Source organism: Sporofaciens sp. SGI.106 (assembly GCF_050314255.1).
Classification (GTDB): domain Bacteria; phylum Bacillota; class Clostridia; order Lachnospirales; family Lachnospiraceae; genus Claveliimonas.
Genome location: NZ_JBNPMZ010000004.1, coordinates 150,893 through 177,382, shown reverse-complemented (window position 1 = coordinate 177,382; position 26,490 = coordinate 150,893). Strand labels below are relative to the sequence as shown.

Below are 26,490 nucleotides of genomic sequence, written 5' to 3'. Positions count from 1 at the left end.
GGAGAGGTGAGATTATATGGCAATAACAGAGAAAGAAAAACAGGCATATCAGGAATATGTGAAGGAGAAAACGCCGGTACACAGTTTGCCTTCCAATATGGCAAAGGCATTTGTGACCGGCGGGATCATCTGTGTGATCGGACAGGGAATTCTGAATTATTGCGAAAAGCTTGGACTAGGTAAAGATATCAGCGGAAGTTGGAGTTGTGTCATTCTGGTTCTGGCAAGTGCGATTCTTACGGGACTTAATATTTATCCTTCCATCGCAAAATGGGGTGGTGCGGGAGCGCTTGTGCCGATTACCGGATTTGCAAATTCGGTGGCTGCACCTGCAATTGAGTACAAAAAGGAAGGGCAGGTCATGGGGATCGGATGTAAGATATTTACGATAGCGGGACCTGTTATTCTTTATGGAATTTTCACAAGCTGGTTACTTGGATTTGTCTATTGGCTTGGCAAATTGACGGGGGTGTGTTAAAATATTTTTTAGTAGTTTTAGTTTTTTAAACCGCATGTTTTTGAGCGGGGGAGGCAAAAGATAGAATGGAATATAGGGGCAATAACAATATTCTGAATAATTATTATGAAAAGACCGGACGCAGAAGAAGGAAAATACTGGTTGTGGACGATGATGATATCAGCAGGGAGGTGCTGGGACGGATCCTGGGTGACTATTATGAGATGGTTAATGCGGAGAACGGGGCGGAAGCACTGAAAATACTGAGGAGTAAGTCGCATAAAATATCATTGATTCTTCTGGATCTGATCATGCCGGTAATGGGTGGATATGAATTCTTGGATATTCTGACGAAGGATGAGGGATTTTCTTCTATTCCGGTCATTGTGACTACGTCCAGGGACTGTGAGGAAGATGAGGTCAGATGCCTGGAGAGTGGTGCTTCAGATTATGTGTTAAAGCCTTATCGTCCGGAAATCGTAAGGCGGAGAGTGGATCGGATCATACGAATGAGAGAGACGGCATCGATTCTTAATATGGTGGAGCGTGACCGCCTGACAGGGCTTTACAGTAAAGAGTCTTTCTATCTTGAGGTAGAGAGACTGTTGGAGTGTAACCCGGATATCGAATACGATATGGTGGTTGCAGATGTGGAGAAGTTCAAGCTAATTAATGACAGGCTGGGAACAAAGGTCGGAGATCAGGTACTTTGTTATATGGCTGACCGGTATCGGCAGATATTAGGTGATCGGGGAATTTGTGCAAGGCTGCACGGGGATGTATTTGCGATTCTGATCGAGCATGGAGACGGAAGCTGGAAGAGAACACTTCTGCGTCAGTGGAACGAAGATGGAGAGGGAGTTCCGATTCGAAATGTGGTTATTAAATATGGAATATATGAAAATGTAAGTCGGGACATTCCTCCATTTGGAATGTGTGACCGGGCAATACTTGCGCTGAAGAGAATCAAGAACATGTACGGCAGATATGCGGCGCGGTATGATGATTCTCTGCGTGCGCAGCTTTTGCGGGAACAGCAGATACAGGACTGCATGGAGGAAGCTTTGCGGGAGCATCAGTTCCAGGTGTACTATCAGCCCAAATATGATATTAACAGCAGCCATATATCCGGTGCGGAGGCGCTGGTTCGATGGAAGCATCCGGAATTTGGATTCATGTCACCGGGAGAATTCATTCCGTTGTTTGAAAGGAATGGATTTATTACTCAGCTGGATTTTTATGTGTGGGAGGAAACCTGCAGAAATATAAAGCGGTGGATGGATGAGGGGCGGAGTATCGTACCGATATCAGTTAATATATCCCGAATGGATTTCGAGACACCGGATCTGGCGGAGAAGATTATAAATCTTGTTGATGGCTATGGAATTGACAGAGAGTTTTTGCATCTGGAAATTACAGAATCTGTTTATACGGATGAAAAGGAAGGGCTTATAGAAGAGATTCATACACTGAAGCAGAGTGGATTTAAAATCGAGATGGATGACTTCGGTTCAGGGTATTCTTCTCTGAACATGCTCAGTGAGATAGAGGTGGACGTACTGAAGCTGGATATGAGATTTATTCAGGAATGTACGGAGAATAAACGTAGTATACTGAGCTTTGTTATCAGTCTGGCTAAATGGCTGAATCTGGTTACCATAGCCGAAGGTGTAGAGACCAGAGAGCAGGTGGAACAGCTGAAACGGTTCGGCTGTGATTTCGTACAGGGATATTATTATGCAAAACCGATGTCTCTGAGCGATTTTGAAAAGTTCATGGACAGAGATGGTCTGGAACAACTGGAAGAACAGGAAAAGCCGTTTGATTTGGAAATCGTTACGCCGGAGCCGTCTGAAGTAAAGAAGGATACGGTTCTGATTGTGGAAGACAATGGAATGAATCGGGAAATTCTCAGGGATATGCTGGAACCATTCTATAATGTCGAGGAAGCCCTGAATGGTATGGAAGCATTTGAGTATTTAAATGAACATCCTGGAAAGGTGTCAGTGATTCTGCTGGATCTGATGATGCCGGTGATGGATGGATTCCAGTTTATGAGGAAGAGGGCACAGGAGAAAGCTGTTTTGGAGATTCCGGTAATCGTAACATCCGAGTCAGATGAGAACAGTGACCTGATGGCACTTCGAATGGGGGCAGAACGTTTTGTGGGAAAACCGTACAGTGAGGAACTTTTGCTTCTGTCTGTAAAAAATGCAGTGGAACATTGGAAACTCGAACATCGGGAATAAGATAGAAACTGTCTGATACAGTCTTGAAAAGACTGTAATATCGGAGGAATGATATGAGAGAAAGATTAAAAAAGAATAAGTTATTAAGTTATATTCTCATATTGATTTGTGTGACGACATTTCTTGCACTTGCGCTTTATGATTTCAGTGCTATTCTGATAAAGAATGAGCAGAAAAGAGGAATTGAAGATATAAAGAATCTATCCCGAAAGAACTGTCAGATTATAGAGAATGAGATTCAGCAGTACTTTGTCGTATTGGAAAAGGATGCTGTAGCTTTAAAAGAAGAGGACATAACGGCAGAGCGTTGCACAGAATTTCTGAGTAGGATGGAAGAATTGCCGGGAATGGATTTCACCCGTTTTGGAATTGCAGATAAAAACGGACAGGCACAGATGTCCACAGGTGAGAGTATTCAGGTACAGGATCAGAGTTTCTTCCGTCAAGCCATGTCGGGAAATCGCTACATAACCGACAGCAAAGAAAATGAAGAGTTTCAGGCAATTGTGGCAGTCCCTGTCACAGGTGCAGATGACAGTGTAAAAGGTGTTTTGTTTGGTGAACTGCCGATAAACAGTATGATGCTTCTTGAATCCCTGAGGGAAAGGGAGGATGTGGAAGGAGAAAGTGGAATAAAGGCAATCTGCCTGACGAATACCGATGGGACATATTTGCTGAAACACGGAGGAGAGAAAAGGGAAAAAAGCATAGAGGATACGTTGCGAAGTCTTAAATTTGACGAAGAGAATACGAATATTACCGATAAAAGTCAGGTGCTGCAGGGAATGGAGAACGGAGAGGAAATGATGTTTTCTGTTCTTAATATTTCCAGAAATGAAATCGTTATGTTGACACCGGTTGAGAACAGCAGCTGGTATCTGTATGAGGCAGTTAACCGGGAGGTTATTGAGCGAGAGGTAAAGTATTATCAGAAAGACATGCTTTTTCTGACTGTTAAGATACTGATATTGTTTATCGGGTTGATTGCTGTCTATGTATATTATAATGTAAAGGAGAGAAAAAAGATTCAGACGCTTTACAGGGAGCTGTCCATGAATGAAGAAATCTATCGTATCGTGGCAGAACGCAGTAACCTGTGTATCTTTACGTTTGATGGCATTGAAAAGAAGATTTACTTCATGAATGAGAAGTATAAGGAGTTCGGACTGCCGGGTCAGTGTATTGAGCTATCCTGGCTTCTGAAAGAGATGGAGAAGAATAATCTATCTGCAATGCACAGGGTAGTAAGGGTTGCTGAGTCAGTGTATGACTATGTGCCGGAGATTGAACGGGAATTATTTGTGAAGATTCAGGGAAAGAACCGTTTCCTGAGAGTGCGATTGGTCAACCTCTTTGATAAGCAGAAGCTGGTATCTCCGCATTCGATAGGAATGCTGGAGGATATTACCCAGAAGAAGGAAAATCAGATGATGATGAAGCGGGAGCAGGATTTCCGCAAGTCCCTCCTGTCAGATTGTATGGGATATCTGGAAGTGAATATAACAGAAGACCGGGTGATTGAGAATTCTTTTGATTCCGGTACATCTGATCAGATGCGGGGAACATTCACTCAATTGATTGCTTTCTACGTGAGTAAAAAAGTCCTGCCGGAATATAAGGAGGATGTTTTGTTGCGCATGTCCAGACAGGCAATACAGGAATGTTTTGAAACAGGTATTTATGATACGGTTCTGGAATATCAGACTCAAGAAGCAGACGGCAATGTGTATTGGATTGCCTGCAATATTCGGGTGAAAAAGTCGGAAGATCAGAAAGAATTGATAGCTTATCTGGTATATAGGAATATTGATAAGCGTAAGAAACAACAGATGAAACTTGAGAAGGAAGCAACTTATGACACATTGACCGGAGCATTTAAGAGACAGCCGGCAAAGGAGAGGATCCAGAAGAAGATGCAGGAGTCTCTTCCACAGGGATGTTGTCATGCATTTCTTCTGTTGGATATGGATAATTTTAAGAAACTGAATGATACTCTGGGTCATATGTGTGGAGATCAGGCACTGATTAATTTTGTCAAAATTGCAAAAGAGAACTGCCGTCGTCAGGATATTGTCTGTCGTCTGGGAGGAGATGAATTCATTATCTTTCTGGAAAGTACGGTTGAAGATGCAGTGGAAAAGAAGATCCAGTCACTTCAGGAGAAATTCCGTGTAACATATGAAAAGGATGGTAAGTCGGTGACGGTCAGCGCGTCCATAGGAGTGGTAATGATTTATGATAATACCAGAAGCTTCGAAGAACTGTATGCGTTGGCAGATAAGGCACTTTACAGAGTCAAAACTTCGAAAAAAGGAACATATTGTTTTGCGGATTAATCAGGTAAATGGAGGAAGACTGTTTATGAAGGGCGGGAAAAGATATATATGCCGCATAGCGGCGGCAGTGGCTGCAGTCATTCTTTTTCTCTGCAATCAGGGACAGGTTCTGGCACAGGAACAGGATGAGGAAAAAACAGAAACCCGGATGGCGGAAAGCCGCCGGGTATTGTTTATCAGCTCTTATTCTTATACATGGTCAACAGTGCCATTGCAGATGAAAGGTATCCAGACTTCACTTGCGGACAGTGTATCGCTGGATGTGGAATTTATGGATACTAAAAATCTGTCGCCGGAGATTGCGGAGGAGGAGCTTCTGGAGAGAGTGAAGTTCAAGGAAGAACATGCCGGGGGATATGATGCAGTGATCGTAGGGGATGATGCGGCTTTTCAATTTGCAATGAAATACCGGGAGGAGTTATTTCCGGGAATCCCCGTGGTATTTGAGGGAATAAATAATATTGAGTATGCCCGGGAGATGAGTCAGGATCCACTGGTAACTGGCGTGATTGAGAGTTTCTCTTATAAAGAGAATATTGAATTTGCTCTTAAGATTCAGCCAGAGGCAAAACACATACTGGCTATTGTAGATGATACAGTAACCGGGGAAGGGGAACAGCAGCAGTTTTATGCACAGGAGAAGGATTATCCCCAGCTTGATTTTGGTGTGATCAATGGTTCGCGCCTGACAGAGAAGGAGATCATTTCGGCCATTTCAGATGTGGAAGAAGATACGATTCTGATATATTTGATTCTCTCGGAAGATAAGGAGGGAAATCTGTATACGAATGAGCAGATTTGTCACATGCTTCGGGAATATGCAAAAGTTCCTGTGCTCCGATTTGTCCAGGCGGGTATTGGTGATGGAGTTTTGGGTGGAAATATTGTGCTCCACGAGGAGTCCGGGGTCATTGCAGGAAGAATGGTTATGGAGATTCTGAATGGCACAGATCCGGCCTCTATTGCGATGGTGAATGACAGCCCGAATGGTTTCTATCTGGATCAGAATGTGCTGGACCGTTTTCAGATATCTGAAAAAATAATTCCGGAAGATGCGGTGATTATTAATCAGCGTACGAGTTTCTGGGAAGAGCATGGAAAAGTGATATTGATTACGGTAGGAGCAGCACTGGTTGTTATGGCTGTGATCGTGCTTTTGATACGTGCGGAATATGCCAGACGAAGACGTATGGAACTGGAGGAGAAGAACAGGCAGCTTGCAGAAGCGGTGCTGGCGGCTGAAAATGCTAATGGAGCAAAGTCCCAGTTCCTGGCTCAGATGAGCCACGAGATACGGACACCTATGAATGCGGTGATCGGTCTGACGACCATAGCAAAGACAGAAGTGAATTCTCCGGATAAGGTGAAAGAGTATTTGATGAAAATAGAATCCAGTTCCCGGCTTTTGCTTGGAATTATTAATGATATTCTGGATATGTCGGCCATTGAGCGTGGTAAGATGAAACTGGAAAATGTTCCTTTTGATTTTAAAAAGCAGTTGTCCAGTGTGGTTTCCATGTTCTATCAGCAGGCAAAACAGAAAAATATAACTTTCAGGATGCATATGAACGGAGTTACGGAAGAGTCACTGGTTGGAGATGAATTAAGGATCAGTCAGATTATGATGAATCTGTTGTCTAATGCGGTGAAGTTTACTCCTTCCGGAGGAACGATAGATTTTACTGTTACCCAGACCAACCGTTCATTGGATAAGGTTTACATGCGGTTTGTAGTGAAAGACAGTGGCTGCGGTATGAATGAAGACATGCTGAAGCGTCTGTTCCGGCCTTTTGAACAGCAGGATGCATCTACGGCACGCAAACACGGGGGTAGTGGACTGGGTCTTTCTATTACCAGAAGTCTGGTAGAAATGATGGGAGGAACCATCCGGGCAGAGAGTGCTCCGGGAGAAGGAAGTGCTTTTATTGCAGACATTCCTTTCGGTTCCTGTAAAGATGTCCGGTTTGTGGCAGAAGGTTTTGAAAACATCCGTACACTGATAGTGGACGATGACGAGGAGACTTGTCAATATTGTGGAATTCTTCTGAAACGTCTGGGTGTTCCTTATGATTATGTGATGGATGGAGAGGCGGCCTTAGACGCTTTGGGAGAAGCAGAGAATGAAGGAAATCCATATCGTCTCTGTATCATTGACTGGCAGATGCCATCCATGGATGGCATGGAGATCACCCGCATGATTCGAACAATCTACGGAGACGAGTCTGTTGTAGTTCTTCTCTCTGCATTTGACCTGAATGAGGTGGAGAACGAAGGAAGAGAAGCCGGTGCCAATTATTTCGTGACAAAGCCAATATTTCAATCTGTTCTTTTTAATGTATTGAGCCGTGTTGCTGGAAAAACAGTAGAGGAGCATACAGAGGGACGAACCGAAAATTATGACTTCTCAGGACGGCGTGTTCTGATTGCGGAAGATGTGGAGCTGAATATGGAAGTTGCGGTAAAGATTCTTGAGCGAACCGGCATAGAGGTGAGCTGTGCTGAGAATGGAAAGAAAGCACTGGAAATCTATGAACAGTCTCCGGAAAAATATTTTGACTGCATTTTCCTGGATATTAACATGCCGGAGATGGATGGATATGAGACAGTGCGTGCTATTCGTAAAAGTGGAAGAAAAGATGCGTCAGATGTTCCGGTATTTGCTATGACGGCAAATGCATTTGCTGAGGATATTTCGGCAGTAATGGATGCAGGTATGAATGGCCATATTGCAAAGCCTATAGAAATAGATATTTTATATGAGACACTTCAGGAGGTTTTCAAAAAAAGTGAACAGATACAGATTATTTAAAGCAGGAGTGGATGTGAACCAGGGCCTGAAACGGATGGATAATGATATAGAGTTTTATGAAAAAATGCTGAAAAGATTCCGGGAGGATGATTATTGCAGACTGTTGGAGAATGCGCTGGGACAGAATGACATTGAAAAGGCATTTCAATATGCGCATGCCTTTAAAGGGGCAGCAGGCAACCTGAGCCTTGTCCGGTTAAATGATGCGCTGGTGCCTTTGGTGGAGGAATTAAGAAAGGGTGACAGAGAGACGGCAGAACAGTATCTGCCGGAGGTGAAAACAGCATATGATGCTCTGATAGGAGCGTTGGGAGACAGTTAAGGCTGTCTCCTTTTTTTCGATGAACCGGCACATAATGGTGAATAATAAAGAAAAACCGGCGAATACTAGTATAGAAATGGGAGGTGACAGAATGATTCAGAAAACAAAAGGTAAGCAGAGCATCCGGTTCTCTGAGGCGCCTTACATTCTATCCTCAGCCTCAGTGGCAGGTAAGAAGGAAGGAGAGGGACCTTTGGGAAAGTTCTTTGATGTAATAGATTCAGAGAATCTGTTCGGAGAGAATACATGGGAAGCGGCGGAAGGAACCATGCAGAAGGAGGCGTGTTCTCTCGCTCTGGGAAAGATACATCTGGGCCCGGAGAAAATACGATGTATCTTTGGAGGAGATCTGCTTCGACAGGGAATTGCCACTTCCATGGGTGTGGAAAGCCTGCAGATTCCCCTGTTCGGTCTATTTGGAGCCTGTTCCACATCCGGGGAGGCGCTGGCGCTGGCAGCGATGAGTGTGGCAGCAGGATATGGAGACTATATGATGGCAGTAACTTCCAGCCATTTTGGAACGGCTGAAAAGGAATTCCGTTTCCCACTGAGTTATGCGAATCAGCGTCCGCTCTCCGCACACTGGACGGTGACAGGAAGCGGGGCGTTCGTAGTGGGTATGCAAAAGAGTCATGTTAGAATCATAGGAGTGACGGTGGGAAAGATCGTAGATTTCGGACTAAAGGATTCTCAGAATATGGGTGCCTGTATGGCTCCTGCTGCAGCAGATACGATTGCTCAGAATCTGGAGGATTTTGGATACAAAGAACAGGATTATGACCGGATCATTACAGGGGATCTGGGGTATGTAGGACAGAGCATTCTTTTTGATCTGATGCGAAAAAAAGGACTGGATATTATGAAAAATCATATGGATTGTGGGATGACAATATTTGACCGGCAGACTCAGGATACTCATGCCGGAGGAAGCGGCTGTGGCTGTGCGGCTGTCACATTAGCTGCTTATATTCTTCCCAAAATCATAAAAGGGGAATGGAAGAGGGTACTTTTTGTTCCTACAGGAGCACTCTTGTCCACTGTAAGCTATAACGAGGGGGAGAGCGTGCCGGGAATAGCCCATGGGATTGTTCTGGAGCACTGCTAGAAAGGAGAGGTTATGGATTATATTAATGCATTTTGGACAGGGGGACTGATATGTGCTCTGGTTCAGATTCTTCTGGATCGGACAAAGCTGATGCCGGGCAGGATAATGGTGCTTCTGGTATGCAGCGGTGCCATACTTGGATTTCTGGGGCTTTATCAGCCCTTTCAGGAATTTGCAGGTGCCGGAGCCAGTGTTCCGCTGCTCGGATTCGGTAATACGCTGTTCAAGGGAGTAAAGGAAGCGGTAGATAAAGAAGGGTTCATCGGCATCTTTCTGGGAGGTTTCAAGTCCAGTGCGGCAGGCATCAGTGCAGCACTGATTTTTGGATATCTTGCATCAATAGTATTTGAGCCAAAGATGAAAAAGTAGGCATTAGGACAAAATCATATTTTATAATTGTTTTCCATAAATAAAGGTGTTATGATGAAAATTGTATGAAAAGTAAATAACAAATGAGAAAAGAATGAGGAACATCGGGGTGTTCTGAGATTCGGGAGGGAAACAGTGGACTACGTAAATATTATCATCCCCTTTGTCGGGGGACTCGGAATGTTTATTTACGGTATGCAGATCATGGCACAGGGTCTGGAAAATGCAGCCGGAAATAAGATGAAATCACTGCTGGAAGTATTGACGAAAAACAAATTGATGGGAGTACTGCTTGGAGCAGCAATCACTGCTGTTATTCAGAGTTCTTCCGCGACGACTGTCATGGTTGTCGGATTTGTAAATGCGGGAATTATGAACCTGACCCAGGCAATGGGCGTGATCATGGGTGCCAATGTGGGTACAACCGTAACCGGATGGCTGGTATCATCCGTGGAATGGGCAGAATTCCTGAGTCCGTCCAAGTTGGCACCGATAGCTGTAATCATTGGTGTTGTTATTATGCTTACCGGAAAGCGGCGTTCCGCAAAGGATATCTCCAGTATTATCATTGGATTTGGTATCCTGTTTATCGGTATCTCTACTATGTCATCATCCGTGGCACCGCTTCAGGAATCGGAGGCTTTTTGTAATCTGTTTGTAACACTGGGACAGAACCCGCTTCTGGGTATATTTGCAGGTGCGCTGGTTACTGCTGTGATCCAGAGCTCCTCTGCATCAGTAGGTATCCTGCAAAGTCTTGCGGCAGCAGGGCTGGTGCCGTTCAGTGCGGCTATTTACATTATCATGGGACAGAATATCGGTACCTGTGTGACGGCGATGATGTCCGGTATGGGTGCAAAGAAGAATGCGAAGACTGCAGCGCTGATGCATCTTCTGTTTAATATTATCGGAACAGTCATCTTCAGCGTCATAGCTATTTTATATTTTGAAGTGCTGAACCCAACGGGAGGAACAGGACTCATTTCCCAGACTCAGATCAGTATGGTGCATACAGTCTTCAATATCGGAACGACGGTGATGCTTTTCCCGGCATCCAACCTGATCATTAACCTGGCTAAGAAGATCGGCAGAGTGGAAGAAGCCGAGCAGGATGACAGCCGGGTGCTGCTGGATGACCGTATGCTGCAGACTCCTGGTATTGCACTTCAGTCAACCGTAAAAGAAGTGCTTCGTATGGGAGAAATCGTAGCAGAGTCCCTGAAAGTAGCAAAGGATGTTATGTTTACAACAAAAGCAGAGGATATAGCATTTTTGAAAGAAGAAGAAACCAAGGTGGATAAGCTGAGTGCTGGAATTACCGAGTATGCAATTAAACTGAGCGGTCTTCAGATTAGCGAGAAGGAGCATCAGCAAGTATCTCATCTGTTGCAGATGGTGTCGGATATTGAACGTGTCAGTGATTACTGTGAGAATATTTCTGAATTTGCAGAAACTCTGCAGGAAAAGAAACTCAGTTTCTCAGAGATTGGTACACAGCAGCTGAAAGAGATGCTGGATATCTGCGTCGACAGTTACATGTATGCGCTGGAAAGTTTCCGTGAACAGAGCAGAGAAAGTGCGCTGAAGGTAATCGAGAAAGAGACTCAGGCAGATGATCTGGAGATATCACTGCGCAGCAGGCATATTCAGAGACTTGCAAGCGGACAGTGCAATACAGAAGCAGGAGTGGTATTCCTGGATGCACTGGTATGTCTGGAACGTGTGTCTGACCATTCCAGGAATATTGCAGAAGAAGTGCTGGAACAGATTGCATAGTTCCTATTATAAAACCATAGAGGATATGAAATTCAAGATACAAAGAATTTCGTATCTTCTTTTTTAATATTAAGAAAATCTTCATAAATTCATATGGGAAGTCTTTTGTTTTATCGTATATGATGGAATCAGTAATTGTGAGAGGAGGGTATTATGAGGAAGGTAATAGAAGTCCGGAATTTGTATAAGCTTTATCGGGTAGGCACGGAAGTGGTACACGCGCTGGACGGAGTGGACTTTGCGATATATGAGGGAGAGTTCTGTGCCATTGTAGGAACCTCGGGTTCGGGAAAGTCGACGCTTTTAAATATGCTTGCCGGTCTGGAAAAACCTACGAAAGGGGAAATTGTTATCAGTGGACAGCATATTGAAAAATTAGGGGAGGAACAGCTGGTAAAGTTCCGGCGGGATCATGTGGGATTCGTGTTTCAGTCCTTCCATCTGCTGGGGACTATGAATGCGGTAGAAAATGTGGCCCTACCATTAAGCTTTCGCGGTGTGCCCAGGGCGGTAAGATTGAAGAAAGCGGAAAAAATGCTGGAGCTTGTGAAGCTTGGCGGCCATAAGAATCACATGCCGAATCAGATGTCCGGCGGACAGCAGCAGAGAGTGGGCGTTGCCAGGGCTCTGGTGGTGGATCCGGATATCATATTTGCCGACGAGCCTACGGGTAATCTGGATTCCCATACGTCTGAGGAGGTTATGAGGCTGATGCAGCAGGTGGTTCGTGAACAGAAGAAGACTCTGGTCATGGTAACCCATGATGATCATCTCGCCACATATGCAGACCGGATATTTCATATTATTGATGGGAAAATCGTCCGGATTGAAGATAATCGAAAGGATATAAAAAAAGAGCAGGAGGATAGGGAAAATGAAGAAAATCAGTAAGTGGGGATGTATGATTCTTGCGGTTATTATGGCATTTATCATGACAGGCGGAATACCGGTCACCGCAGCGGAACCGGCTGGACCGTCAGTAAAGGTTTCGGTACCCGATAATAAGGTGCTGACCTATAAATACAGGGAAAAACAGGATTTTATACTGAATGTGACCAATACCGGAGATCAGGATCTTTCGAATGTAACAGTTGAGCCAATTTTAAAAGAGGAAGGAGAAAAATGGCCTTTCCAGACGGAATATCAGAGCTACAGTGAAACGATTGCACTGCTCCCCAGGGGAGAAACGGCTCAGGTGAAATTTACCTTTACGGAGAGAGATGATGTGCCAACGGCACGGTTTGTGCTGACGTTTGTTGTTACGGCAACGGACGGAACTGGGGCTCAGGTTATTAATAATCAGCAGTCTTTCTATGTAAATACGACGGCGAAACCGGCTGAGGAAGCAAAGGAAGATCCCAAATCGGGAGAATCGCAGGGAAAGGGGCAGGAGCAGGCGGTAAGTGATGAGGGGCTTCTGACCGCAGAGGCAGGAGGATTTGATAATGGGGGCGTTACTTATTCGGGCGGCGGCTCCGGCAATGGTTCGGTACCAAGGGTTATTGTGACGGGATTTTCTACAGATCCGGTACAGGTGAAGGCGGGCAGTGATTTCACTTTAACTATTCACCTGAAAAACACTTCCAAATCCACCAGAGTAAGCAATATGCTGTTTGAACTCACGGCACCGACAGAGGGAAGTGATGAGCAGACGGCTGCTCCGGCATTTCTTCCCACATCCGGATCCAACTCTATTTATCTGGAAGGGATGAAAGCAAATGGTACAGCTGATATTTCCATACAGCTTAATGCCAAGGCGGATCTGGTGCAGAAGCCTTATAGCATTAATCTGAGTATGCAGTACGAGGACGGTAATGCTTCACAGATAGAGGCGCAGTCCAGCATTTCCATACCGGTAAAGCAGGATGCCAGGTATGAGTTCAGTGAGTTTGAGATTACTCCGGATACAATCGAGGTGGGGGATGAAGCCAATGTATCCTGCAGTCTCTACAATCTGGGCCGTATCAAACTTTATAATGTAAAGGCTGTTTTTGAAGGAAGTGATATCGAGCGGGAAGAGGTATTTATCGGTCATGTAGAGGCAGGGGCCAGTGCGTCCATAGATGCTATGCTGGAAGGAAAGAAAGCAGGCACGGCAGCCGGAAAGGTGAAAATGACTTTGTCCTACGAGGATGAGGCGGGAGCAGTATCTACGACAGAAAAAGAGTTCTCCCTTACTGTGACTGAGAAAATGGAAGAGCCGGCAGGTATGGAGACCATGGAGTCGGAAGAAAAAGGATTTCCGGTGATTCCGGTTCTGATCGTTGTAGTGATTCTTATTGTGCTTGCAGCAGTTCTGGTAATCAGAAATAAAAAGAAGAAACAATTATTGTCAGAAGAAGAGGAGGGATTGTTAGATGAGCTGGATAGACCTTCTGAGGATGAGCAGCAGTAATTTAAAGAGGCGAAAGCTTAGAACCTTCCTGACGATTCTTGGTGTGCTGATTGGAACTACTTCCATTGTGGTAATGATTTCACTGGGACTTGGAATGCAGCAGGCTATTTATAAAGATGTGGAAATGTCCGGTGGGTTAAATACCATCAATGTGACAGGGGCAAGTGCCGGGGACAGTATGATTATATATCATAACGGTGGCGATTCTGAAGAGTCCGATAAACGAATTACGGACGAGGCACTGGAGGAGCTTAAGAAGCTGGAGCATGTGACAATGGTGATTCCGGTCTATGAAATGCCGGTCATTATGTTGAAGGGGCCGTATGAGGGATGGGCACAGCTGATCGGTATGCCGGAAGAAGGAATTGCAGCACAGAATCTGGAGCTTCGCCCGGGAGGAACCATCCCCAAAAGCGGCAGCAAGCTGGAGCTGATCTATGGAAATGGTATCATTACACAGTTTACGGACCGTTCTGGTAATAACCCTTATTGGGAGACCGGAGAACTTCCGGATATTGACCTGGAGAATGATTCTGTATTTCTTATTCTGGATCAGGACGGCTATTATCAGGCGAAGGATTCACAGGGAATGGCGGCGTCTCAGGGAGATGTGAAAGAAGGTGGGAATCAGAATGCTGTAAAGCCTGTACAGAAATATGCAGTCCGTTCAAGTGGAGTGTTGAAGGGCGACCCGGAAACCTATACGGCGGGATATTATAATGTATATTGTAATCTGGATACTCTGAAGCAGGTGCTGAAAAAGGAATTTTCAGGAAGAGTCATACCCGGACAGCCGACCACAAAATCTGGGAAAGCCTATCGGGAGTTTTCTTACTCTTATGCACAGGTAAAAGTGGATGATATTGAAGCGGTGGACAGTGTTGTATCAGCCATTCGCCAGATGGGTTACAATACCAGCACCAATGCAGAATACATGGAGAGCATGAAGGGGCAGCTTGCCATTATACAGGCTGTTCTCGGCGGCATCGGAGCAGTTTCCCTTCTGGTGGCAGCCATCGGTATAGCAAATACAATGATGATGTCTATCTATGAGCGAACCAAAGAGATAGGAATTATTAAAGTATTGGGATGCAGCCTTCGCAATATTAAGCAGATGTTTCTGATAGAAGCAGCATTTATCGGACTGATCGGAGGTGTGATCGGAAGTATCTTAAGTTATCTAATGTCGGCTGTAATCAATGCACTTACAGGGCATGGAGCGGCCATGGGTATGGAGGGTGTGAACATTTCTCATATCCCTGTATGGCTGGTGCTGGCGGCAATTGGTTTTGCTATGTTGGTGGGAATACTGGCAGGTTACTTCCCCGCACTTCGTGCAATGCGCCTGAGTCCGCTTGCCGCAATCAGAGGCGAGTAGGCATAGAAGCAGAGACTGTGAAGGATTATTCCTCAATCACATGGATCTCCAGATAATCAAAATCAATGGAGTCCACAAAGTTATCCTGATAAAAACGGGCTTTGTCGTGCCGTTTAAATTCCTGGACGGTACTGTCAAGCCAGATAGGCTTGCTTAAATCAAATTCATAACATATGGCATCCAGTGCATGGAAAATCTTATGGGTCCGGGTATCGTCACTGTCGTCGCAGATGACGGTATCCCGGACCATTCTGTTGTCTTTAAATTCTTTTGCCCATAAACGAAACATGAATCGGGCACCTCCTTTTGTATTGATGAATTTTAGTATAGCGGATTTAGCCGGGGAAGTAAAGAAGGACAAAAAAAGAGCTATCTGTGTATTCCAGATAGCCCCAAAAGAAAGGAATGAGAGAAAATTTATCTAAATGTTAGTTAATGTCTTTAGTCGACGCCGGCGGAAATCCAGACCATCTGTCGTGTACCTCCGTCGGCCCCTTTGTTTTGATGTATTTAGTATATAAAATAAATGTGGCTAAATTGTGACATCCTTCTAAAGAAATAGTGAAGATATCATTAGAAAGTTCTAAAATATCTAAAGAAAAAATGAAGGTCAGTGGATTGTTCAAAGAAAAACAATACTTGATTTCCCGGAATGAATGTGCTACACTTTGACAGGTGACAAGACAGTTGTAAAAATGATTGTAAACTATTAGGAGAGAGTACAATGGAAAAAGTGAAAAAAATATTGGATCGAATTTTTATTGATGGATTGAGCGGCATGGCGCAGGGACTTTTTGCTACACTGATCGTGGGAACGATTATTCAGCAGATAGGACAGCTTCTGGGTGGAAATATCGGGGATATGCTGTTTGTTCTCGGCAAAGTAGCAGCATCCCTGACCGGAGCAGGAATCGGAATCGGTGTAGCTTATAAGTTCAAGGAAAGCCAGCTTGTGGTAGTATCTGCAGCAACTGCAGGAATGGTGGGAGCATTTGCCAGCAAGCTCCTTGCGGGAACGGTACTGGTGGAAGGAACGATGGTCTATGCAGGACCCGGAGAGCCTCTGGGAGCATTTATTGCAGCATATGTAGGAATTGAGCTGGGACATCTGGTATCCGGAAAGACAAAAGTAGACATCCTGGTAACTCCGCTTGTAACTATCGGGGCAGGTTCCGCAGTGGGACTTCTTCTTGGACCACCGATCTCCGGATTCATGACAGGACTTGGAGCAATTATTAACTGGGGAACAGAGCAGCAGCCATTTCTGATGGGAATCGTTGTGTCTGTGCTGATGGGTATGATTCTGACTCTGCCGATCAGTTCAGCAGCCCTTGGTATCATTCTGAATTTGTCCGGTCTTGCGGCAGGAGCAGCTACAGTAGGATGCTGCTGTAACATGGTGGGATTTGCAGTTGCAAGCTATCGTGAGAACAAGATTGGAGGCCTTCTTGCACAGGGAATCGGAACATCCATGCTTCAGGTGCCGAATATTGTCAGAAAGCCGATTATCTGGCTTCCTGTTATTCTATCCAGTGCGATTCTTGGGCCAGTTGGAACGATGGTTCTTCATATGACAAGCAATGCGACAGGATCTGGTATGGGAACCGCCGGACTTGTGGGACAGATTATGACCTGGCAGACCATGATTCAGTCAGAAGCAGCAATGGTTGTACTGATTAAGATTCTGGTAATCCAGATTATTCTTCCGGCTGTTGTAACACTTATAATTTCTGAATTTATGAGGAAAAAGAACTGGATTAAGTTTGGCGATATGAAACTTGATTTATAAAACCTTGACTTATCAGGAGAAAATCCCTACAATAATTACATCAGGAAAAAAAACCGCATGGCATTCTTGATAGAAGCGCGATGCGGTTTTTTACAGACTAGAGAGAAAGCAAGGGAGATACAGATGTTAGGAACAGGTTTAATTCATATTTATTATGGAGACGGAAAGGGCAAGACAACAGCGGCGATGGGACAGGCAGTCCGGGCAGCGGGAAGTGGGCTCAAGGTACTGGTATTCCAGTTTATGAAGGATAATTCTTCCAGCGAGAGAAAAGCACTGGAACAGATTCCGGGAATTACCTGCCTTCCGGGAAAGCGCCATACAAAGTTTTACAGTCAGATGAATAAGGATGAAAAAGCAGAATACCGTCATTATAATACCAAGGCTCTGGATGAGATTATTAAATTCAGCGTTAATTTTGACGTACTGGTATTGGATGAGGCAGTCTGTGCGGTGGATCTGGGGCTTTTGAGTGAGAAAAAGCTGTTGGATTTTCTGAAACATAAACCGCGTGGTCTGGAAGTAATCATGACCGGCCACCATGTATCGGAAAATCTGCTTAATATGGCAAACTATGTTACGGAGATGTCCAAGGTAAAACATCCTTATGATGAAGGACGCACAGCCAGACAGGGAATCGAATTCTAGAGAGATTGTAATCCTTTTCTTAAATAACTGTGAAGTTTGTGACAATGTTTCCATATTGTGATATAATAACAATAATGAGATATATGTACGGCGCAACTCTTCGTCAGGAGAGGAGAGGATTGTATGGAAGCAGCAATTAAGAATTATGAGGATGTTGACAGCTGGAAGACAATCATGTTTCTGTATACGGCAGCACTTAAGGAAGTTGGAACAAAGCTTGAGATTCTGAATGATGAATTTCAGCATGTGCACAGCTATAATCCGATCGAGCATATTAAGACGAGGATTAAGACTCCGGAAAGTATTGTAAAGAAGCTGAAACGTAACGGACATGAGACATCCATAGAGAACATGGTCAAGTATGTTAATGATATAGCTGGGGTTCGCTTGATCTGCTCTTTTACATCCGACATTTACAAATTGGCAGAGATGATTGGAAATCAGAGCGACTTGAAGGTTTTGGCAATTAAGGATTATATTAAGAATCCGAAGGAAAGTGGCTATAAGAGTTATCATATGTTGGTATCTGTTCCGATATTTTTGTCGGACAGTGTAGTGGATACAAAGGTAGAGATTCAGATACGAACGATAGCAATGGATTTCTGGGCGAGCCTGGAGCACAAAATATATTACAAGTTTGAGGGGAATGCTCCGGAGTATATAAGCAGAGATTTAAGAGAGTGTGCCGAGATGGTGGCAACTCTGGATGAAAAGATGCTGTCGCTCAACAACGCTATTCAGGCGTGTCTGGAAGAGCCAGGAAGAGTTTAAGAAACGTACAGAGTGAATCAGAGAAAAAGATTGCGCGGGATGTGCAATCTTTTTTATATCTTTGGAATCTTTATACATAGCTTGCTTTTCATGTGGAAAGTAGAGTAAAATAAAACTAATATTTGTATCGACAGTAATAATGATGATAAAGATGGGGTGAAAAAATGGCAAAATATATTATGGCGCTGGATGCGGGGACTACCAGTAACAGATGTATTCTTTTTAATGAAAAAGGTGAGATGGTCAGTGTTGCACAGAAGGAATTTACACAGTATTTTCCGAAACCGGGATGGGTGGAACATGATGCGGACGAAATATGGTCTACCCAGCTTGGGGTTGCTGTGGAAGCTATGACAAAAATCGGAGCTGAAGCCGGAGATATTGCTGCAATCGGAATTACCAATCAAAGAGAAACTGCTATTGTGTGGGATAAGAATACAGGAGAGCCGATCTATCATGCAATCGTTTGGCAGTGCAGAAGGACGGCAGAGTATTGTGATAGTTTGAAGGAAAAAGGGCTGACTGAAAGTTTTCGAAAAAAGACAGGACTGATGATCGATGCTTATTTTTCCGGAACAAAGATCCGCTGGATATTAAATCATGTGGAAGGTGCCATGGAAAGAGCGAAGCGGGGAGAGCTGCTTTTTGGAACAGTGGAGACATGGCTGATCTGGAAGCTTACCAAGGGAAAGGTGCATGTGACAGATTATTCCAATGCATCCCGCACACTGTTATTTAATATTAATACGCTTCAGTGGGATGAGGAAATTCTGAATGAACTGGAGATTCCGATGTGTATGCTTCCGAAGGCTATGCCTTCAAGTTATATCTATGGAGAGGCAGATCCATCTTATTTTGGAGGGGCAATTCCCATTGCAGGGGCAGCCGGTGATCAGCAGTCTGCACTGTTTGGTCAGACCTGTTTCCGACCGGGTGAAGCGAAGAATACATACGGAACAGGATGCTTTCTGCTGATGAATACCGGGGAGAAGCCGGTGTTTTCTGAAAATGGACTGGTGACAACCATTGCCTGGGGTCTGGATGGAAAGGTGAATTATGCACTGGAAGGTTCAATATTTGTTGCAGGAGCTGCAATTCAGTGGCTTCGGGATGAACTTCATCTGATTGATTCGGCAGCCGACAGTGAGTATATGGCTCAGAAAGTGGAGGATACGAACGGATGTTACGTGGTTCCTGCTTTTACAGGGCTTGGTGCCCCCTATTGGGATCAGTATGCCAGAGGGGCTATAGTAGGCCTGACGAGAGGAGTGAATAAATATCATATTATCCGGGCAACATTAGAATCGCTGGCTTATCAGGTAAATGATGTGTTGAAGGCTATGGAGGCCGATTCCGGCATCTCTCTCAGTGCTTTAAAGGTAGATGGTGGAGCCAGTGCAAATGATTTTCTGATGCAGACGCAGGCAGACATTATTCAGGCTCCGGTAAATCGTCCTCAGTGTGTGGAAACTACCGCAATGGGAGCCGCTTACCTTGCCGGCCTGGCAGTGGGATACTGGAAGGATAAAGAGGATGTGATTCAGAACTGGGCAATCGACCGTACATTCAATCCGATGATTTCCGAAGAAAAGAGAGATGAGAAGGTGAAGGGATGGAATAAGGCTGTAAAACGTTCCTTTGACTGGGCAAAAGATGATGTGTAGATCGAAGATTTCAGAATTGAAGAATGTGAGGAGAAGGAAAAGTGGAGAAAAAGACATTACATTGCAAAATATGTAAGAACCAGTGTGAGATTACGGTAGAGATAGAAGATGATGAAGTTATCTCCGTAGATGGGAACGGATGCCTGAAGGGATTAATTTTTGCTGAAAGAGAAGCATTGAATCCGGAATAGAACCAAATTGTTATAATCAACAAAAACCAATTATTATAGTAGACAAAAATGGTGAAATGTACTAAAATAGTGTTATTGACATTAGACTAAAGGACGGAGGTAACAAAAGTATGAAGGGAAATGTAATTGTAGGACAGTCTGGCGGCCCAACAGCTGCGATCAACTCCAGCCTGGCGGGCGTTTACAGAACAGCTAAGGATCGTGGAGCAAAGAAAGTGTATGGAATGCTTCATGGTATTCAGGGCTTATTACAGGAGAGATATATTGATCTGTCTGAATATATTAAGACGGAACTGGATGCAGAATTATTAAAGAGAACACCAGCAGCTTTTCTGGGATCCTGCCGTTATAAACTGCCGGAGATTCATGAGGATCGCGCTGTTTATGATAAAATTTTCAGTATTTTGGATAAATTGGAGATTGAGGCATTTATTTATATTGGTGGTAATGATTCCATGGATACTATCAAGAAATTATCTGATTACGCAATCATTACCGGACATCCGACCAGATTTGTAGGATGCCCGAAGACAATTGATAATGACCTTGCACTGACAGACCATACGCCTGGATATGGAAGTGCAGCAAAGTATATCGGTACATCTGTGAAAGAAATTATCCGGGATGGTTTCTGTCTGGAATACAGCAGAGGTCTGGTAACAATCGTAGAGATTATGGGACGTAATGCAGGATGGCTTACCGGTGCGGCAGCTCTTTCTAAAGGCGAGGATTGTGACGGACCGGATCTGATCTACCTGCCGGAGCGTATATTCGATCTGCATGAGTTCAGTGACAGGGTGAAGGCACTCCTGGAGAAAAAATCATCAGTTGTTGTTTGTGTATCCGAGGGTATCCGCACTGCAGACGGTCAGTATGTATGTGAGCTTGGAAACAGTATCGATTTTGTGGATGCATTTGGTCATAAGCAGTTGTCCGGAACGGCTTCTTATCTTGCAAGCTTTATCGCAGGTGAGACTGGATGTAAGGCACGTTCTATCGAGCTTAGTACACTGCAGAGATCCGCATCTCATGCAGCATCCCGTGTAGACATTCTTGAGGCATATCAGGTTGGTGGTGCAGCTGTAAAAGCAGCAGATGAAGGGGATTCCGGTAAGATGGTAGTTCTTCAGAGACTGTCTGATGATCCGTATCAGTGTGGTACAGAAGTGAAAGATGTTCATAAGATTGCTAATGACGAGAAATTAGTACCAGGTGAGTGGGTAACGGAAGATGGAACTTATGTAACAGATGAGTTTGTTGCATATGTGCGTCCGTTGATTCAGGGCGATGTATCTCCTGTTATGGTAGATGGTATCCCAAGACATCTGTTCAGACCATATAATCTGTAATTATTATCGTTAAATATAAGAGAGTTCAGAATCCCTGCGTTGTGTGGTATGTGGCGCGGGGATTCTTATTTTGCTCTAAAAGAAACTATTTTTTGGTAAGGGAGATGATAATTTGAACAAAAATAAATATGAAATTGATATGTGCAATGGTTCCATCATGGATAAGTTGATATCTTTCTCATTACCGCTTATGCTTTCAGGTATGCTGCAGCTGATGTTTAATGCCGTCGATATTATTGTTGTGGGAAGATTTGCCGGAAGTCAGGCATTGGCGGCAGTCGGTTCCACGACGGCTCTTATCAATGTGTTTACATATCTATTTATTGGAATCTCAATGGGGACAAATGTACTGGCAGCTCAATTTTTTGCTGCAGGAAAAGCGCGGCAGATGTCGGAGACAGTACATACATCAATTGCATTTGCGACGGTCAGTGGAATTGTTATGGTTTTTGTGGGAATATTTTTCTCCAGGCTTGCGCTTGAGTTGATGGAGACCCCGGCAGATGTTATTGATCAGTCTGCACTTTACATGCAGATTTATTTTCTTGGAATGCCGTTTTTTATGCTTTACAATTACGGTGCGGCAATTCTAAGAGCTGTAGGCGATACGAAGCGTCCGCTGATTTTCCTTATTATATCCGGAGTGATCAATGCGGTACTGAACATGATTCTGGTCATTATATTTGACCTTTCTGTAGTCGGAGTGGCTGTTGCAACAGTGATATCACAAATGATTTCCTGTATTCTGGTTCTGCGTTGTCTATATCGTTCGGAAGGAAGCTACCAGCTCAGGCTTTCAAAAATGATGATAAAGACCTGCTATTTGAAACAGATTTTCCGGGTAGGAATACCTGCGGGAATTCAGAGCATGGTCATTAATTTTTCAAATGTACTTCTGCAGTCATCCGTAAATTCTTTTGGCTCTATAGCTATGGCCGGATATACAGCGGCAAATAATATTTTAGGGTTTTTGTTTGTGGCAGTTAATTCCGTTACACAGACATGTATGAGTTTTACCGGTCAGAATTTTGGAGTCAGAAAATATAAACGAATGGATAAAGTGCTGACAGACTGTATCATGTTGAGTATTGTTGTCTCGCTTGTATTAGGATGTGGCTCTTACATATTTGGTAAGGAGATTCTTAGAATTTATACAGAGAATACAGAAGTAATCCGTTGTGGTATGGAAATATTGTCTTATACTACAGTTACCTATTTTTTATGTGGATTAATGGATTTGTTTCCCGGAGCTATGCGGGGAATGGGATATTCTGCCGTACCGATGATTCTGTCAATTGTAGGCACAGTAGGTGTCCGAATTGTGTGGATATTCGGAATTTTTCCACGTTATCGATCACTTTCAGTGTTATTTATATCTTATCCGGCATCATGGCTGCTGACGATTATCATGCAGGTAATCTGTTTTTATTTTGTGCGGAAAGCGGTGCATGGGAATGGAAAAAATAAAATGTAATAAAAATGATAAAAACCACTTGATTTTTTGTGAAAAATAAATTAACATAACTATCACACTTATGTAATCATTAAGAAAGGAGTAAAAACATGGAAGAACGAAGTAGTTACGAAGTTCTGAAGCTGGTGATGAATGGTGAGAGATGTTATGTCAGTACGGATTATGTAAGAGGAAGACCATTGATACAATGGCTGAAATATCATTCCAGAATTCCGAAAGAACAGATGTATCAGTGGCTTCTTGAGATTATCCGGCAGTTAGAGAATTTTCACAGGTGCAGAGAGAACCCCTGTTATCAGTATTTAAATCCATATAGTATCATTGTAACAGAGGAAGAAAGGCTGCTTCTCCTGGACGTGGGGAGTGGAAATCAGGAGGATATACTGCATCAGATGCAGAGGCGGAAAATAAGAGAAAATTTTCTTTCGCCGGATAATCAGTATTATCAGAAGACTACGGAACGGGAAGATGTCTACAGTCTGGGTAAGACATTTCAATATATTCTGGCTGTAACCGAGACAGACCCGCCGCTTACACGTCGGGAAGAAATTAGATTTCAAAAAATTATTTCAAAATGTCTGAATCAAAAATCTGGGAAACAATATCAAACCATTCGGGAAGTATCAGAACATTTTCCAAAAAGAAAAGAACAAAGTAATCATCAAAAAAGGAATAGGAGGACATGGATCATTGCGGGAGTTGCAGGTTTATTTTTTATATTAACTACAGGATTCGTTCTCCGGTCTCATGACAGACAGGCAGAAAAAGTAATGAAGACCAGTTATTCAGAAGACAGTCCATCAGAAAAATCAGCTTCCGCTAAAAAGAGTTTAAAAGAAGCAGATACAGGGACAGAGCTGGAGAAGAAAAATCAGGAAGAGAAAGAGCTGGTCTATGATATGGGGTTTCTCTATCTTCTGGAGATAGAGGATTATGGGAAGAGCAGGGAGGTCTTTGACAGATTAGACGATGATCAGCTGGCAAAAGATTTTGTTAAGCTGTCTGATATCCTGATGAGGCAGCAGGACAATATTCGCAGCAGAGAATTGGAAATGTTGTTGACAGAAATGGAAGAGCAGATTCCGGATAGAAAGGATGAGAGATATTATCTGAGTTTATTAAAGGGATATGCTTTTCTGGATACGGAGGAAGCATGGGCAGAGAAGGTGAGGCTGTGCGAATACTGTTTGAACATGAATGAGTGGAAGGTGCAGGACAGAGAACATGAAAAAGAGAAAGAAATAAAAGAAATCCTGGCGTCTGCCTGTGAAAGGACCGGTAATATGGAAGGCGCAAAACAGCAATATATGGAATTGCTTGAGATGGAAGTGGGAGAGGAAAGAAAAAATCTGTACCAGAAGCTTGTGGTGTTACTGAAAGAAATGAAGGAGACAGATAAAGCTGTCGAGGTTTGTCAGAAAGGGATAACAGAATATCCGGACTCTATGGAGATGAAAAACACTCTAATCCGGATTCAGTGTGCTGATGCATCGCTGGATCGGCAGATTTGTGCAGATACAGTGAAAAAATTGCTTGCAGATAGTCCGGGACTGGGAGAAACAGAGGAATTCCAGAAGCTGAAACAGGAGTATGAAATTCGTGTGGAAGGAGAAGAGGTATGGGTCGGAAAATAAAAAAACAGATTCTTTTATTAATACTGGTGCTTACGGCAATATACTGGCAGCAGGAATATATGGGGTGGAAGGAAATATTTGCACAGGAAATCAGTGTGGAGCAGGAAGAACCGGGGATGGAAGAGCCTGACGAAGAAGAGATTCAGGAGCCGTTGGAAAAATATGAGCTTTGGTACTCGGAAGCAGGAGGAGAAAACGGATATTATACATCCATCCCAGAGCTGAAGCTTCGGCATATGGATCAGAGAGGGTGCACCAGATACCGGATGGTGGATGGTACAGGGGCAATAAGAGAAGGACAGTTAAGTCATGGAGAGGAAATCTGCATACATGATGAATTTACAGATGGAGAGAACAGGATAATGATATGGATGGAAGATATGCAGACGGAGAACGATGAGGGGGACATCAAATTTCCGGTTCGGCAGGACGAACAGGAAATCGTCTTTATGATCGACACACTTCCTCCGCAGCTGCAGGTAAATACTCCACAGGGAAATGATTTCTGGTATCAGATGAGTACATCTGTTTCGGTAAGAGGCGTGGATAGTGCTGAAAATGTTTGGAACAGTGGAGTAAAAAAGATTGCATGCTATGTAAATGGAAACTGGATAGGAGAATATGAGAACAGTGAGGGAATATTCCTGATTCAGTCTCCTTCGATAGGAGGACAGGCAAATGAGGTTGTATTAACAGCAACTGATTATGCGGGAAATCAATCGAATCACGTTTGCAGCCTTTATATTGATCAAAAACCACCTCTGGTAAGTATAGAAGGAATAGAGGATTATATGATCACTGCGAACCCTGTACGGATAGAATATATTGCCAGAGAGGAAAATGCTCTAAGCGGTTTTGAGACGAAGACCGTATGGAAGGATGTAGATGGAAAAGAACAGATAATTCCAGCAGAAGAAGGGAAGGAAACAGAAGGAAACAATCAAAAAAGCATTGGACAGATATTAGACCGGGATGGGCTTTACCGTATGGAAATTCGTGCGGCAGATAAAGCCGGGTTTGAGAGTAGCACATCAGCGCAGATTATTATAGACAGTCAGAATCCGGTTATACTAAAGCTGGAAGAAATTGATGGGACTTACCTCCAGGAATTTGCCTTTTCCTACACTGCGGAAGAATGCATTCAGGATTACACCAGTTATACATATGAAATGCGGCTGGATGATAATCTGTACAGTTCCGGCAGCTGGATTACCCGGGAAGGATATCATCAGTTGCAGATATCAGCTGTAGATGCGGCAGGAAATCAGTCTGTGGCAAAAGCCGGATTTGTTATAGACACGACAGAACCGGTCATTCAGATACTGGGGGTGGAGGACGGAACTGCATACGAGGAAAAAGCGGAAATTTCTGTCCAAACAGAAGATTCGCAGGATAAGATAGAAAGCATTGTGGTAAACGGAACATCTCTGGGAATTAAAGGCGGGAAAAGAAGCTATACATATGAATTTACAGAATATGGAACTTATGAAATTATTGTAAATGCTATAGACCTGGCTGGAAATAGAGCCGAAAAAAGAGTAATGTTTGAAGTGCGTGCAAAGGAAACGGCAGTAGAGAAAATCCTGAAACCTGTGAAAAAATCTCTGGGATTTGATACGGATACATTTACGAAGAAATCAGATGGTGAATTAGAAGAAACAAAGGAAAGAGGACACTTAAGAATTTTTATCGTGCTGGCTGTTTTGGGAGCGATAGTTGTGGTGACAGGAATATATAGAAAAGAAAAAACCTTATAAAAGGGAGGATGCCGGGT

General features: G+C 43.7%; 21 protein-coding genes. 20 read left to right on the top strand and 1 reads right to left on the bottom strand.

The features are described from left to right. Positions 1–16 precede the first annotated feature (16 nt). The 11 genes from ACQRCC_RS05000 to ACQRCC_RS04950 all read left to right on the top strand — a co-directional run bounded on the left by ACQRCC_RS05000 (position 17) and on the right by ACQRCC_RS04950 (position 15,196). Positions 17–478, top strand: a complete 462-nt coding sequence (locus ACQRCC_RS05000) for a SpoVA/SpoVAEb family sporulation membrane protein (RefSeq protein WP_427849707.1) — start codon at positions 17–19, stop codon at positions 476–478. A 65-nt stretch (positions 479–543) separates the two neighbouring features. After that, on the top strand, positions 544–2,706 hold the full coding sequence (locus ACQRCC_RS04995; RefSeq protein WP_427849706.1) for an EAL domain-containing protein: 2,163 nt from the start codon (positions 544–546) through the stop codon (positions 2,704–2,706). A gap of 53 nt (positions 2,707–2,759) precedes the next feature. Then, the gene (locus tag ACQRCC_RS04990; RefSeq protein ID WP_427849705.1) at positions 2,760–5,042 is read left to right on the top strand and encodes a diguanylate cyclase domain-containing protein; all 2,283 of its coding nucleotides are present in this window, start codon (positions 2,760–2,762) and stop codon (positions 5,040–5,042) included. Beyond that, positions 4,942–7,851, top strand: coding sequence for an ABC transporter substrate binding protein (locus ACQRCC_RS04985; protein ID WP_427849704.1), 2,910 nt, complete (start codon positions 4,942–4,944; stop codon positions 7,849–7,851). Before ACQRCC_RS04990 ends, ACQRCC_RS04985 begins: the two co-directional genes overlap by 101 nt. Beyond that, entirely contained in the window at positions 7,829–8,173 is a 345-nt protein-coding gene (locus tag ACQRCC_RS04980) for an Hpt domain-containing protein (protein WP_427849703.1), read from the top strand. Before ACQRCC_RS04985 ends, ACQRCC_RS04980 begins: the two co-directional genes overlap by 23 nt. A gap of 91 nt (positions 8,174–8,264) precedes the next feature. After that, complete coding sequence (locus tag ACQRCC_RS04975; RefSeq protein ID WP_427849702.1) at positions 8,265–9,278, top strand: stage V sporulation protein AD; 1,014 nt, start codon at positions 8,265–8,267, stop codon at positions 9,276–9,278. 12 nt (positions 9,279–9,290) lie between these two features. Continuing rightward, complete coding sequence (gene spoVAE / locus ACQRCC_RS04970) at positions 9,291–9,647, top strand: stage V sporulation protein AE (protein ID WP_427849701.1); 357 nt, start codon at positions 9,291–9,293, stop codon at positions 9,645–9,647. Between the two features lie 135 nt (positions 9,648–9,782). Beyond that, the gene (locus tag ACQRCC_RS04965) at positions 9,783–11,423 is read left to right on the top strand and encodes a Na/Pi cotransporter family protein (RefSeq protein WP_427849700.1); all 1,641 of its coding nucleotides are present in this window, start codon (positions 9,783–9,785) and stop codon (positions 11,421–11,423) included. A 153-nt stretch (positions 11,424–11,576) separates the two neighbouring features. Then, on the top strand, positions 11,577–12,314 hold the full coding sequence (locus ACQRCC_RS04960) for an ABC transporter ATP-binding protein (protein WP_427849699.1): 738 nt from the start codon (positions 11,577–11,579) through the stop codon (positions 12,312–12,314). After that, a complete protein-coding gene (locus tag ACQRCC_RS04955; protein WP_427849698.1) occupies positions 12,298–13,818 on the top strand; it encodes a COG1361 S-layer family protein in 1,521 nt (506 codons plus the stop codon). Before ACQRCC_RS04960 ends, ACQRCC_RS04955 begins: the two co-directional genes overlap by 17 nt. Beyond that, the gene (locus tag ACQRCC_RS04950; RefSeq protein ID WP_427849697.1) at positions 13,781–15,196 is read left to right on the top strand and encodes an ABC transporter permease; all 1,416 of its coding nucleotides are present in this window, start codon (positions 13,781–13,783) and stop codon (positions 15,194–15,196) included. The genes ACQRCC_RS04955 and ACQRCC_RS04950 overlap by 38 nt, the downstream gene beginning before the upstream one ends. 25 nt (positions 15,197–15,221) lie before the next feature. Here ACQRCC_RS04950 and ACQRCC_RS04945 read toward each other — a convergent pair whose 3' ends face one another. After that, complete coding sequence (locus ACQRCC_RS04945) at positions 15,222–15,485, bottom strand: hypothetical protein (protein WP_427849696.1); 264 nt, start codon at positions 15,483–15,485, stop codon at positions 15,222–15,224. A gap of 435 nt (positions 15,486–15,920) precedes the next feature. On the opposite strand from ACQRCC_RS04945, the gene ACQRCC_RS04940 reads away from it, so the two are divergent. The 9 genes from ACQRCC_RS04940 to ACQRCC_RS04900 all read left to right on the top strand — a co-directional run bounded on the left by ACQRCC_RS04940 (position 15,921) and on the right by ACQRCC_RS04900 (position 26,473). Further along, positions 15,921–16,985 carry a PTS transporter subunit IIC gene (locus ACQRCC_RS04940; RefSeq protein WP_427849695.1) on the top strand — a complete coding sequence of 355 codons (1,065 nt, stop codon included), beginning with the start codon at positions 15,921–15,923 and terminating at the stop codon, positions 16,983–16,985. 123 nt (positions 16,986–17,108) lie between these two features. Continuing rightward, positions 17,109–17,633: a cob(I)yrinic acid a,c-diamide adenosyltransferase gene (locus tag ACQRCC_RS04935; protein ID WP_427849694.1), complete on the top strand. Its 525-nt coding sequence runs from the start codon at positions 17,109–17,111 to the stop codon at positions 17,631–17,633. A 123-nt stretch (positions 17,634–17,756) separates the two neighbouring features. Further along, positions 17,757–18,404 (top strand): GTP pyrophosphokinase, encoded by a 648-nt coding sequence (locus ACQRCC_RS04930; protein ID WP_427849693.1) that lies wholly within the window; start codon positions 17,757–17,759, stop codon positions 18,402–18,404. A 164-nt stretch (positions 18,405–18,568) separates the two neighbouring features. Then, positions 18,569–20,068 carry a glycerol kinase GlpK gene (gene glpK, locus ACQRCC_RS04925; RefSeq protein ID WP_427849692.1) on the top strand — a complete coding sequence of 500 codons (1,500 nt, stop codon included), beginning with the start codon at positions 18,569–18,571 and terminating at the stop codon, positions 20,066–20,068. A 41-nt stretch (positions 20,069–20,109) separates the two neighbouring features. Then, entirely contained in the window at positions 20,110–20,259 is a 150-nt protein-coding gene (locus ACQRCC_RS04920; protein ID WP_427849691.1) for a hypothetical protein, read from the top strand. Between the two features lie 110 nt (positions 20,260–20,369). Continuing rightward, positions 20,370–21,608, top strand: coding sequence for a 6-phosphofructokinase (locus tag ACQRCC_RS04915; RefSeq protein WP_427849690.1), 1,239 nt, complete (start codon positions 20,370–20,372; stop codon positions 21,606–21,608). A gap of 139 nt (positions 21,609–21,747) precedes the next feature. Beyond that, positions 21,748–23,082: an MATE family efflux transporter gene (locus tag ACQRCC_RS04910; RefSeq protein ID WP_427849761.1), complete on the top strand. Its 1,335-nt coding sequence runs from the start codon at positions 21,748–21,750 to the stop codon at positions 23,080–23,082. Positions 23,083–23,171: 89 nt separating this feature from the next. Further along, positions 23,172–24,716 (top strand): protein kinase domain-containing protein, encoded by a 1,545-nt coding sequence (locus tag ACQRCC_RS04905; RefSeq protein WP_427849689.1) that lies wholly within the window; start codon positions 23,172–23,174, stop codon positions 24,714–24,716. Then, positions 24,701–26,473 carry a hypothetical protein gene (locus ACQRCC_RS04900; RefSeq protein ID WP_427849688.1) on the top strand — a complete coding sequence of 591 codons (1,773 nt, stop codon included), beginning with the start codon at positions 24,701–24,703 and terminating at the stop codon, positions 26,471–26,473. The genes ACQRCC_RS04905 and ACQRCC_RS04900 overlap by 16 nt, the downstream gene beginning before the upstream one ends. Positions 26,474–26,490 lie beyond the last annotated feature (17 nt).

Coding starts and splice junctions, on each gene's coding strand:
- ACQRCC_RS04950 (WP_427849697.1), top strand. CDS start 13,781: ATGAGCTGGATAGACCTTCTGAGGATGAGCAGCAGTAATTTAAAGAGG.
- ACQRCC_RS04915 (WP_427849690.1), top strand. CDS start 20,370: ATGAAGGGAAATGTAATTGTAGGACAGTCTGGCGGCCCAACAGCTGCG.
- ACQRCC_RS04985 (WP_427849704.1), top strand. CDS start 4,942: ATGATAATACCAGAAGCTTCGAAGAACTGTATGCGTTGGCAGATAAGG.
- ACQRCC_RS04990 (WP_427849705.1), top strand. CDS start 2,760: ATGAGAGAAAGATTAAAAAAGAATAAGTTATTAAGTTATATTCTCATA.
- ACQRCC_RS04955 (WP_427849698.1), top strand. CDS start 12,298: ATGAAGAAAATCAGTAAGTGGGGATGTATGATTCTTGCGGTTATTATG.
- glpK (WP_427849692.1), top strand. CDS start 18,569: ATGGCAAAATATATTATGGCGCTGGATGCGGGGACTACCAGTAACAGA.
- ACQRCC_RS04935 (WP_427849694.1), top strand. CDS start 17,109: ATGTTAGGAACAGGTTTAATTCATATTTATTATGGAGACGGAAAGGGC.
- ACQRCC_RS04945 (WP_427849696.1), bottom strand. CDS start 15,485: ATGTTTCGTTTATGGGCAAAAGAATTTAAAGACAACAGAATGGTCCGG.
- ACQRCC_RS04975 (WP_427849702.1), top strand. CDS start 8,265: ATGATTCAGAAAACAAAAGGTAAGCAGAGCATCCGGTTCTCTGAGGCG.
- ACQRCC_RS04940 (WP_427849695.1), top strand. CDS start 15,921: ATGGAAAAAGTGAAAAAAATATTGGATCGAATTTTTATTGATGGATTG.
- ACQRCC_RS04910 (WP_427849761.1), top strand. CDS start 21,748: ATGTGCAATGGTTCCATCATGGATAAGTTGATATCTTTCTCATTACCG.
- ACQRCC_RS04900 (WP_427849688.1), top strand. CDS start 24,701: ATGGGTCGGAAAATAAAAAAACAGATTCTTTTATTAATACTGGTGCTT.
- ACQRCC_RS04930 (WP_427849693.1), top strand. CDS start 17,757: ATGGAAGCAGCAATTAAGAATTATGAGGATGTTGACAGCTGGAAGACA.
- ACQRCC_RS05000 (WP_427849707.1), top strand. CDS start 17: ATGGCAATAACAGAGAAAGAAAAACAGGCATATCAGGAATATGTGAAG.
- ACQRCC_RS04905 (WP_427849689.1), top strand. CDS start 23,172: ATGGAAGAACGAAGTAGTTACGAAGTTCTGAAGCTGGTGATGAATGGT.
- ACQRCC_RS04960 (WP_427849699.1), top strand. CDS start 11,577: ATGAGGAAGGTAATAGAAGTCCGGAATTTGTATAAGCTTTATCGGGTA.
- ACQRCC_RS04995 (WP_427849706.1), top strand. CDS start 544: ATGGAATATAGGGGCAATAACAATATTCTGAATAATTATTATGAAAAG.
- spoVAE (WP_427849701.1), top strand. CDS start 9,291: ATGGATTATATTAATGCATTTTGGACAGGGGGACTGATATGTGCTCTG.